7 protein-coding genes and 1 riboswitch are annotated in these 9,994 nt (G+C 50.3%); of the genes, 5 read left to right on the top strand and 2 right to left on the bottom strand.

Translation table 11 applies throughout. The annotated features are described in order from the left end of the window. Positions 1-305 precede the first annotated feature (305 nt). Positions 306-420, top strand: a riboswitch (SAM riboswitch). A 479-nt stretch (positions 421-899) separates the two neighbouring features. Both VIM87_RS09830 and VIM87_RS09825 read left to right on the top strand, forming a co-directional pair. Further along, complete coding sequence (locus VIM87_RS09830; RefSeq protein WP_331996824.1) at positions 900-2,084, top strand: PLP-dependent aspartate aminotransferase family protein; 1,185 nt, start codon at positions 900-902, stop codon at positions 2,082-2,084. Further along, on the top strand, positions 2,081-3,430 hold the full coding sequence (locus VIM87_RS09825) for an amidohydrolase family protein (protein ID WP_331996823.1): 1,350 nt from the start codon (positions 2,081-2,083) through the stop codon (positions 3,428-3,430). The genes VIM87_RS09830 and VIM87_RS09825 overlap by 4 nt, the downstream gene beginning before the upstream one ends. A gap of 3 nt (positions 3,431-3,433) precedes the next feature. Here VIM87_RS09825 and VIM87_RS09820 read toward each other — a convergent pair whose 3' ends face one another. Next, positions 3,434-4,654 carry a dicarboxylate/amino acid:cation symporter gene (locus VIM87_RS09820; RefSeq protein WP_331996822.1) on the bottom strand — a complete coding sequence of 407 codons (1,221 nt, stop codon included), beginning with the start codon at positions 4,652-4,654 and terminating at the stop codon, positions 3,434-3,436. A 136-nt stretch (positions 4,655-4,790) separates the two neighbouring features. Here VIM87_RS09820 and VIM87_RS09815 point away from each other — a divergent pair, with 136 nt between their 5' ends. After that, on the top strand, positions 4,791-5,534 hold the full coding sequence (locus tag VIM87_RS09815) for an SGNH/GDSL hydrolase family protein (protein WP_331996821.1): 744 nt from the start codon (positions 4,791-4,793) through the stop codon (positions 5,532-5,534). A gap of 97 nt (positions 5,535-5,631) precedes the next feature. Here the strand turns inward: VIM87_RS09815 and VIM87_RS09810 are convergent, their stop codons facing one another. After that, positions 5,632-5,784, bottom strand: a complete 153-nt coding sequence (locus tag VIM87_RS09810; RefSeq protein WP_331996820.1) for a hypothetical protein — start codon at positions 5,782-5,784, stop codon at positions 5,632-5,634. A 21-nt stretch (positions 5,785-5,805) separates the two neighbouring features. Here VIM87_RS09810 and VIM87_RS09805 point away from each other — a divergent pair, with 21 nt between their 5' ends. Both VIM87_RS09805 and VIM87_RS09800 read left to right on the top strand, forming a co-directional pair. Further along, entirely contained in the window at positions 5,806-6,192 is a 387-nt protein-coding gene (locus tag VIM87_RS09805) for a hypothetical protein (RefSeq protein ID WP_331996819.1), read from the top strand. A gap of 217 nt (positions 6,193-6,409) precedes the next feature. After that, positions 6,410-9,994 (top strand): CusA/CzcA family heavy metal efflux RND transporter (locus VIM87_RS09800; RefSeq protein WP_331996818.1); only part of this gene is annotated, 3,585 nt, incomplete at its 3' end.

The raw sequence follows: 9,994 nt of genomic DNA, 5'->3' as shown, positions 1-9,994 counted from the left end.
ACCAGAATAATCATCCGTACATCTTTGATTCAACCAAGTTCAATGATTATTTTAACTACCAGCCAGGCACCTACGAAAAAGGGATTGAGGCTACCATTGCCGCCGCTAAGTAATAATAAAAAAACCACCCAGGAATGGGCGGTTTTATAACTTTGCCTAGAATTTACACTACAATTTGTTGTGGCGCAAGATTACGATTGTTAGCGGGATTAAGGCCCTAATCAGATGTTAATAAAAGGGGAGAGGCCAAAATTTTTTTGGGAGATTTCAATCCCGCCTGTATCTTTGCATCAGTTCTTTACGATCACTTATCAAGAAAGGCAGAGGGAAATGGCCCTGCGAAGCCTTAGCAACCAGCCACCGTTCACGCGGTGAGCAAGGTGCTACATCCATCCCGATTCATATCGGGGAAGATAAGCCCAGTACTAAGTTTACTTTAAGGTTTTGTACAATAAAGAGAAACTCACCTGGCTATCAGGTGAGTTTTTTTGTTTTATGGCAATCCCATAAACCGGCCTTCCGTAAACTGGCGCCCACCTGTCTTACTCACCTTTCTTGCTAAGTATTATTTAACGTTCTGTGCTACAGAACAGCGTATGGTCTTTGCCTTATCCGCTTCGGTATCAGGCGCAAACAAACGCATAAACACCGGTCCATCGCATTGATGTCAAGGCCCAGATGCCCGGCACCACAGTAGCTTATACCATAGTTCAGCGCATGGTTTTTGCCCGGCCCACACGCATTGATATCAAGGCCAAAATGCCTGGCGCCACAGTAGCACAAAAGCCCAATCGGCGTACCTCCCCGCAACCGGGCGGTAACCGGTTGCGGTCCCCTTTTTGTGTTCCTTTTTGGGGAAGCAAAAAGGAACGAAAAGAGAATTAATTAAAAAAAAAGTTATGAGTACTATTACGCAATTGATCCACTCCATCCCCGTAGACGAATTAACCGGCGCTATCGCCGTCCCGATCTATCAAACCTCCACCTTCGTGCAGGAAGCACCCGGCGTGAACAAAGGCTTTGATTATGCCCGCACCAATAATCCTACGCGCCAAACACTGGAAAACATTGTAGCACAGCTGGAAGGCGGGGAAACCGGCATTGCCTTTTCCAGCGGCCTGGCTGCCATTGACGCTATCTTAAAACTGCTGCAGGCCGGCGATGAGATCGTAGCGGTAGACGATATTTATGGCGGCGCTTTTCGTTTATTCAGCAAGGTGTATGAGAAGTTTGGTATTAAAGTGCATTACGTAGATACCGCCGATCTGCAGGCCGTAGTAAATGCCATTACGCCCGCCACCCGCTTAATATGGCTGGAAACGCCCACCAATCCAACCTTAAAGATCTCCGACATCAGCGCCATTGCCGCCATTGCAAAAGCGCATCAGTGCTGGCTATGTGTGGATAATACCTTTGCCTCGCCGGTGCTGCAGCAACCGCTGTTACAGGGCGCTGATATAGTAGTGCACAGCGCCACCAAATATTTAGGCGGCCATAGTGATCTGATTGCCGGTGTGGTGGTAACGCGCAATAAAACCCTGGGCGCAGAAATTAAATTCTACCAGAATGCCTGTGGCGCTATTCTTTCACCGTTCGATAGCTTTCTGCTGATACGGGGTATTGAAACCCTGCACCTGCGCGTAAAGCAGCATTGCGCCAATGCCCTGGCCATAGCGCAGTTCCTGGAGCAGCACCCTGCAGTAGATAAAGTATTTTACCCCGGCCTTTCATCACACCCCGGCCATGACCTTGCAAAAAAACAGCAGAAAGGTTTTGGCGGCATTGTATCGTTTACGTTAAAGGAAGATACGGACGAAGCAGCGCAGGCCTTTGTAACCAGCACCCATTACTTTAAGCTGGCCGAAAGCCTGGGCGGTATCAAAAGCCTGTTATGCCATCCCGCCAGCATGACGCATAAATCCATCCCGGACGAAAAACGCCGTGCCGCCGGAGTAGCCGATAGCCTGATCCGCCTCTCCGTAGGCCTGGAAGAATCAGATGACCTGATAACCGACCTTGAGCAGGCTTTTAAAAGCGCAGAGAAAAAGCTACCTTCGGTGTTATCAACAAGTAACATCTTATGAACCTACGCCGCTATTTGGTATTGAACCTCCTGTTAGTTATTGTATACCATGTGAATGCGCAGCAGGCGCCTGCTGCCGCCTCCCGTAGTATAGTGCTGAAGAACATTACGTTAATAGACGGTACCGGCGCTGCCCCTAAAAAGAAGGTAAGCCTGGTGCTGGAAGGCGATCGTATAACAAAGATCCTGGCCCCCGGCGCCCCGGCGCCGGCCAATGCACGGGTAATAGATGGTACCGGTAAAACGGTGATGCCGTCAATGGTGAACGGGCATGGGCACCTGGGCCTGCTCAAAGGCAATAAGGCAGGGCCGGAGAACTATTCACAGAGCAACATCATCCGCCAGCTAAAGAAATATGAATCCTTTGGCGTTAGCCAGGTCTTAAGTCTGGGTACGGACAGGGAGATCATTTTCCCGCTGCGCAATGCCTCGCAGCATGGACAGCTGCCCGGCGCCACTTTTTATACCGCAGGCTATGGCTTAGCCGCTAAAGATGGTACCCCGCCCGCCACTTTTGCCGACAAAGCTTTACGGCCCCAAACACCGGAAGAAGCAGTAAAAGCCATTCAGCAGCTGGCCGCCCTGAAAGTAGATTTTGTGAAGATGTGGGTAGATGGCGACAGCACGCAGCCCAGGCTGCAGCCCGCTGTATATGAAGCCGCCATTGCAGAAGCGCATAAGCAGGGCTTACGTGTAGCCGCACACGTATATTACCTGGAAGATGCCCGCCGCCTGGTAGCCGCCGGCCTGGATGTGCTGGCGCACAGCATCCGCGATAAGGAAGTGGATGCAGCCATTATCAACGACATTAAAGCCAAAGGCACTTATTACATACCCACCCTGTGCATTGATGATTTTAACTTTGTGTATGCCGACCAACCCGAATGGCTAAACGATTCTTTGTTTAAAGCCTCCCTGGAACCCGGCGTGTGGGAAATGCTGATCAGCGCCGATTATAAAAAACAGCAGCAGGACGATCCCAACCGGCAAAAGAAAATGAACGCCTTTCATATTGCGCAGCGTAACCTGCACAAGCTGGACAGCGCAGGTGTAAAGATCGTAATGGGTACCGATTCCGGCGCACAACCTGTGCGCACCCAGGGCTTTTCCGAACACCTGGAGCTGCAGCTGATGACGGAAGCCGGTATGAACCCTTTGAAAGTGCTGACCGCCGCCACCCGCAATGGTGCGCAAATGCTGCACATTGATGGCGATTACGGTACCCTGCAGCCCGGCAAAAAGGCCGACTTCATTGTACTCAGCGCAGACCCCTCGCAGGACATCCGCAATACCCGTAAAATAGTAGAAATATGGAGAGGCGGTAAACAGCTAAAAGCTAACCGCTAAAGGCTAACCGCTAAAAGCTTCCCCTTTCCGCTTCACAAACCTGGTAACCATCATCGCCGCCACCGTATCACCGGTAGCATTCAGCAGGGTGGCCATCGGATCTACCAGCGTGCCTATGATCATGGCCGGGGGTAAGGCTTCCGGCGGAAATCCGTATACAGATACCATTAACAGCTCGCCGATATATGCGCCGTTAGGTACGCCGCCTTCTACCATGCTTACTATAACGGTAATGCCTAATGCTAAAAGTATAGTATCTGCCCCGCTCAGCGAGCGGCCGAACATGGCGAACACCACTGCTATTTTCACAATGGACGAAACGCTGGACCCATCCTTATGCAGCGTACCGCCCAGCGGTATCACAATATTGCTGATATGATCCGGCACCCCCATTTTTTTAGCCGCATCCAGGTTAGCCGGAATAGTGGCTATGCTGCTGCAGGTGCCCACTGCCGTAAGGGAAGGCACCACGTTATTTTTCCAGTATCTTTTAATACCCGCTATACCGCCTGCAATAAACGCATATACGCTGAACAGTACCACAAAATAGAACAGGCAAAAGCCATAATACAGCGCCATGGACCGTGCATATAATCCAAACAGCTGCGGCCCCAGGATGCCCACCTGGTAAGCAAAATAAGCGCCCAGGCCAATAGGCCCCAACTTCATGATAAGAATAATAAGGCTTTTCATCACCTCATTGCCGCTGTTCAGGAAACGGCGGAAAGGTTCGCCCGCATCGCCGGCCCTTAGCACGGCAAAACCTATCATCACAGAAAATATGATCAGCGGCAGCATGCTTTTGCGCGATAGCAGCTCAAAGAACTCGTTGGTGGTTAGCAGGGCCGTGATCTGCTCACCCAGGCTTAGCGCCTGTATGTTTTCTGTAACACCCGCCTGCGGGGTCACCTGCTGGTGAATAGGGAAGATCCAGATGGCCACAATGGTCAGGAAAGCCGCTACCAGCACCGTACCCACAAACACCATTACCATCACAGACATTACGCGGCCCAGCTTCTGGGTACGGTCCACATTGGCAATGGCCGATGCAATGGCAAAGAACACCAGTGGTATCACCGCGGTAAATAACAGGTTCAGGAAAATATCGCCAATGGGCTTCAGCACCGATACACGCGGCCCCAGCACCAATCCCAGTACACTGCCGGCAATAATACCCGCCAGTAGCCATATAATATTGCCGTAGTTTTTGAGAAAAGCACCCATTAATTTTAGATTTACGATTTTAGATTTTAGATTTATATCACAGCGGATCCCGTATCCAGGCTATCAAATCTAAATCTAAAATCTAGAATCTAAAATCTAAAATCATATGGTTCCACAATCTGATCGCAGAAACTTTTTGAAGAAAGCCGCTATAGGCAGCGTGATGGCCATGAGCTTACAGGAAATTGTAACATCCGCAATGGCTGCAGAACGCCGGAATGCTCCCCCTGCCGCTAAAATTGAGCTGAAGAAAAATGCCGTTATTCTTTTCCAGGGCGATTCTATTACCGATGTAGGCCGTAAACGCGACAGCACGAATGCAAATGATGCCGGCGCTTTGGGCCATGGATACGCTTTCCTGGCCGCCGGTGCCTTACTGGAAAAGCATGCGGATAAAACCCTGCAGATCTATAATAAAGGGATCAGCGGTAATAAGGTATACCAGCTGGCAGAACGCTGGGATGCTGATTGCCTGGATCTTAAGCCCGATGTGCTGAGTATCCTGATAGGCGTAAATGATTACTGGCACACCCTTACCGGCGGTTATACCGGCACTGTACAGAAATATAGCGATGATTATAAAGCATTGCTGACCCGCACCCGGGAAAAGCTGCCCAATGTGAAGTTCGTGATCGGTGAGCCCTTTGCCGTAAATGGTGTAAAAGCCGTTGATGATAAATGGTTCCCTGCGTTTAATGATTACCGTAAGGCTGCCCGCGAAATAGCCGGCAGCTTTGGCGCTGTATTCATACCTTATCAAAGCATCTTTGACAAAGCGCAGAAAGTAGCCCCCGGTTCCTACTGGACCGGCGACGGCGTACACCCCAGCGTAGCCGGCGCCAGCTTAATGGCCACTGCGTGGAGGGAAGCGGTTAAATAAGCGGAAAGCGGAAAGCAGAAAGCATAAAGCGGAAAGCATAAAGCGGAAAGCAGAAAGCAGAAAGCAAAAAGCATAAAGGTGAAGGCAGAAAGCCCAATTACTTTAATGCTTTTTGCTTCCACTTTACTTTTCCTTTGTCGTCATTTTCTAGCCACATTACCCTGGCTTTCTGCTTCCAATTTTCACCCTTTCCTAATCCGTTCTCTTTCTCCCGCGCAGTACTTCCCAGCTTTTTGCTTTCTGCTTTCACCTTTTTGCTTATTTTTGTTCCGTGCATCGCGCTATCAGCATATTACTACTCACTATTTACTTGTGTAACACGACCGAACTGATCGAGCTCGTCAAGATCCCCGTGTTCTTTGCACACTTAAATGAGCACCGGGCCGAAAAACCCGGCACTTCCATATGGGGCTTTGTAGTAGAGCATTACTTCAGCGGCGATGTAAAGGACAAGGACTGGGAACGCGATATGGAGCTGCCCTTCAAATCGCATGAGCATGTAACCAATGCCAGCCCGGTACCGCCGCCTCCCTCACAACCACAATTAACAATAGCCACACAGCGCCAGGTAGTAGTGGTATATCCCGCTTATATCAACCGCTTTCACCCGCTTATTTACCATCCTGATATTTTCCAGCCTCCGAAGCCAATGTGCTGATGTGCAAACGTGTAAATATGCAAATTTGCAGATGTGCAAATATGCATATGCAGCACATGTTATACACGTATAGCTACTGGCACATCACCTCAGTATTAATCCATTCATTTATTCATCATTGCATTTGCAAACCGCAAATGAGTACTACTCATCTGCACATCTGCACATCTGCATATCTGCACATTTGCACATTTGCACATCTGCACATTGAACCATCATGCTTAACCATATTATTCGCTTTTCGATCCGTTATAAGCTGATCGTGGGTATTTGTATGCTGGCCCTCATGGGTTATGGCGTTTACGAAGTAACCCGGCTGCCCATTGATGCGGTGCCGGATATTACAGATAACCAGGTACAGGTAATTACGGTAAGCCCTTCGCTGGGTGCGCCGGATGTGGAACGCCTCATCTCATTTCCTATAGAGCAGGCCACCAGCAACATTCCCGGCCTGAAAAAAATGCGCAGCTTTTCCCGCTTTGGCCTGTCCGTAGTAACCATTGTATTTGAGGATGATGTAGACATTTACTGGGTGCGCCAGCAGGTAACCGAACGCCTGCAGCAGGTGCAGGCGCAGATCCCGCAGGGGCTGGGCATGCCCGAGCTGGCGCCCGTTACAACCGGCCTGGGAGAAATATACCAGTACACGGTACGGGCCAAAAAAGGCTATGAGGATAAATATGATCCCATGCAGCTGCGCACTATACAAGACTGGATAGTGCGCCGGCAATTGCTGGGCGTAAAAGGTGTGGCAGATGTAAGCAGCTTTGGCGGTTACCTGAAACAATATGAAATAGCGGTAGTGCCGGAAAAGCTCAGCGCACAGGGTATTACCATCAATGATGTGTTTACCGCCGTGGAAAACAATAACCAGAACACCGGCGGCGCCTATATTGAAAAAGGGCCCATTGCACTGTACATCCGCAGTGAAGGGCTGGTAGGCAGCCCGGACGATATTAGTAAGATCGTGATCAAACACACTAACAATGGTACGCCGCTGCTGATAAGGGATGTAGCGGAAGTACGTTTGGGCCATGCTACCCGTTACGGCGCTATGACGTATAACGGTGAACGTGAGGTGGCCGGCGCCGTGGTAATGATGTTAAAAGGCGCTAACAGTAATGCCGTGATCCGCAATATCAAAGAGCGGGTAAAGCAGATCCAGCAAACCTTACCGGAAGGCGTGATCATAGACCCCTTCCTGGACCGTACCAAAATGGTGGAGAACGCCATTGGCACCGTAGAGCGTAACCTGCTGGAAGGCGCATTGATAGTGGTGTTTGTGCTGGTATTGTTCCTGGGCAACTTACGGGCAGGGTTACTGGTAGCATCGGTTATTCCCTTATCCATGCTCATAGCCGTAATACTCATGAACATCTTTAACGTAAGCGGTAACCTTATGAGCCTGGGCGCGCTTGATTTTGGCCTTATTGTAGATGGCACGCTGATCATAGTAGAAGGCTGCATGTACCGCCTGCATCACTCCGATAAGGTAAAGCTCACACAGCCTGAAATGGATGGCCTGGTGCAGGAAACATCCGGCAGAATGCTGAATGCAGCCGTGTTCGGGGAGCTGATCATCCTCATTGTATACCTGCCGGTATTTGCATTATCCGGCATTGAGGGCAAAATGTTTAAACCCATGGCGCAAACCGTAACCTTTGCATTAATAGGCGCTTTCCTGTTATCATTAACATACGTACCCATGATGAGCGCCCTGTTCCTGAGTAAGAAGATACCTGCTAAGGAAAGCTGGTCAGACAGGATGATGGATAAGCTCAGCACCCGTTACCAGCGCGTATTAGGCAGGGCAATACAATATCCAAAAATGCTGATAGCTGCCGCTGTAGCCCTGCTGGTAGTGGCTTTGATAGTATTAAGCAATATGGGGGGGGAGTTTATTCCCCAGCTGGAAGAAGGCGATTTTGCAGTAGAGACCCGGGTGCTCACCGGCAGTAACCTGAACACTTCTGTGAACGCAGTTTCCCAGGGCAGCAAAATATTACTGGAAAAATTCCCGGAAGTGCAAAAAGTAGTAAGCAAAACCGGCAGCAGTGAGATCCCCACGGACCCTATGCCGCTGGATGCCAGCGATATGATGGTGATCCTGAAAGATAAAAAGGAATGGACCTCTGCCAGAACATTCAATGAGCTGGCAGAGAAAATGGGTAAGGCCCTGCAAGATGTACCCGGCGTTACTTTCGGCTTTCAGTACCCGGTGCAGATGCGTTTTAACGAGCTGATGACCGGCGCCCGCCAGGATGTGGTGTGTAAGATCTATGGTGAGGATCTGGATACGCTGGCCCACATGGCCGGCAAATTGGGCGGCATTGTGCAAACCATTAAAGGTACCAGCGATCTTTATGTGGAGCAGGCCACCGGCATGCAGCAGATCGTGATCCGCTACAACCGGGATGCCATTGCGCAGTATGGCCTTAACATCAGCGACATTAACAAAACAGTGAATGCCGCATTTGCAGGGCAAAGCAGCGGACTGGTATACGAAGGGGAAAAACGTTTCGACCTGGTAGTGCGGGTAAGCGGTACCCGGCGTACAGGTGTAACGGATGTACAACAGCTGCTGATACCCACAGCCACCGGCGCCCAGGTGCCTTTAAGCCAGGTAGCAATGGTAAGTATAGAGGAAGGCCCTAACCAGATCCAGCGGGAAGATGCGCAGCGCCGTATTATGGTAGGTTTTAACGTACGGGGCCGCGATGTGCAGAGCATTGTGGAAGAGCTGCAGCAAAAGGTGCAGCAGCGCATTACCTTACCACCGGGTTATCATGTTGTTTATGGCGGCGCATTTGAAAACCTGCAGGCCGCAAAACAGCGTTTGTCCATAGCAGTACCCGTAGCATTGCTGCTCATTTTATTTATGCTGTACCTGGCCTTTCACTCGTTTAAGCAAGGGTTGCTCATTTACTCGGCCATCCCCTTATCGGCCATTGGCGGCATACTGGCGCTGGCTGTACGGGGCATGCCTTTCAGCATTTCTGCCGGCGTTGGCTTTATTGCATTATTTGGCGTAGCCGTGTTAAATGGTATTGTATTAATAGCCGAGTTCAACCGTTTAAAACAAACGGGTATTACAGATGTAAAACAGCTCATCTTGCAAGGCACCAAAATGCGTTTGCGGCCGGTGTTAATGACGGCCTCTGTGGCCTCCCTGGGCTTTTTGCCTATGGCCTTAAGCAATGGCGCCGGGGCAGAGGTGCAGCGGCCTTTAGCCACCGTGGTAATAGGTGGTTTGCTGGTAGCCACTTTCCTTACGCTGTTTGTGCTGCCGGCTTTGTACCTGTTGTTTGAAAAAGGTACGCATCCACGCCCGCCCAAAGCAGTAGCAGCAGCAGTATTGCTGCCCTTACTATTGTTGTGCATACCGGCTGCTCGGGCGCAAACGCCCATCACTTTACAGGCAGCCATTGATACTGCTGTAAAGAACAACCGCAGCCTGCGAACCGATAAGCTGCAGGCCGACTATCTGCAAAAGCTTAAAGGCAGCGGCTGGGATCTGACACAAACCATGCTCACCGGCGACTATGGGCAAATTAACAGCGCCTACAACGATACAAAGTTCACCATCTCCCAAAGCATGAAGTTCCCCACCATTTACACCCGGCAAAAAGCCCTGCTGGATGCTGAATGGAAGGGCGGGGTACTGAATGCAGCTGTAAAGGAAAAAGAGCTGCGGCAGCAGGTAACTACCGTATACTACAATATGTTGTACCTGCGGCAAAAGCAGCAGCTGTTAAGGTATATTGACAGCCTGTATGCAGCCTTCCTGGATAAGGCCACCCTG

Origin of the sequence: Chitinophaga sp., from assembly GCF_036569125.1 — a bacterium.
In the GTDB taxonomy this organism is placed as follows: Bacteria; Bacteroidota; Bacteroidia; order Chitinophagales; family Chitinophagaceae; genus Chitinophaga.
Note: the sequence above shows the minus strand (reverse complement) of the source record. Positions and strands in the feature narration are given on the sequence as shown.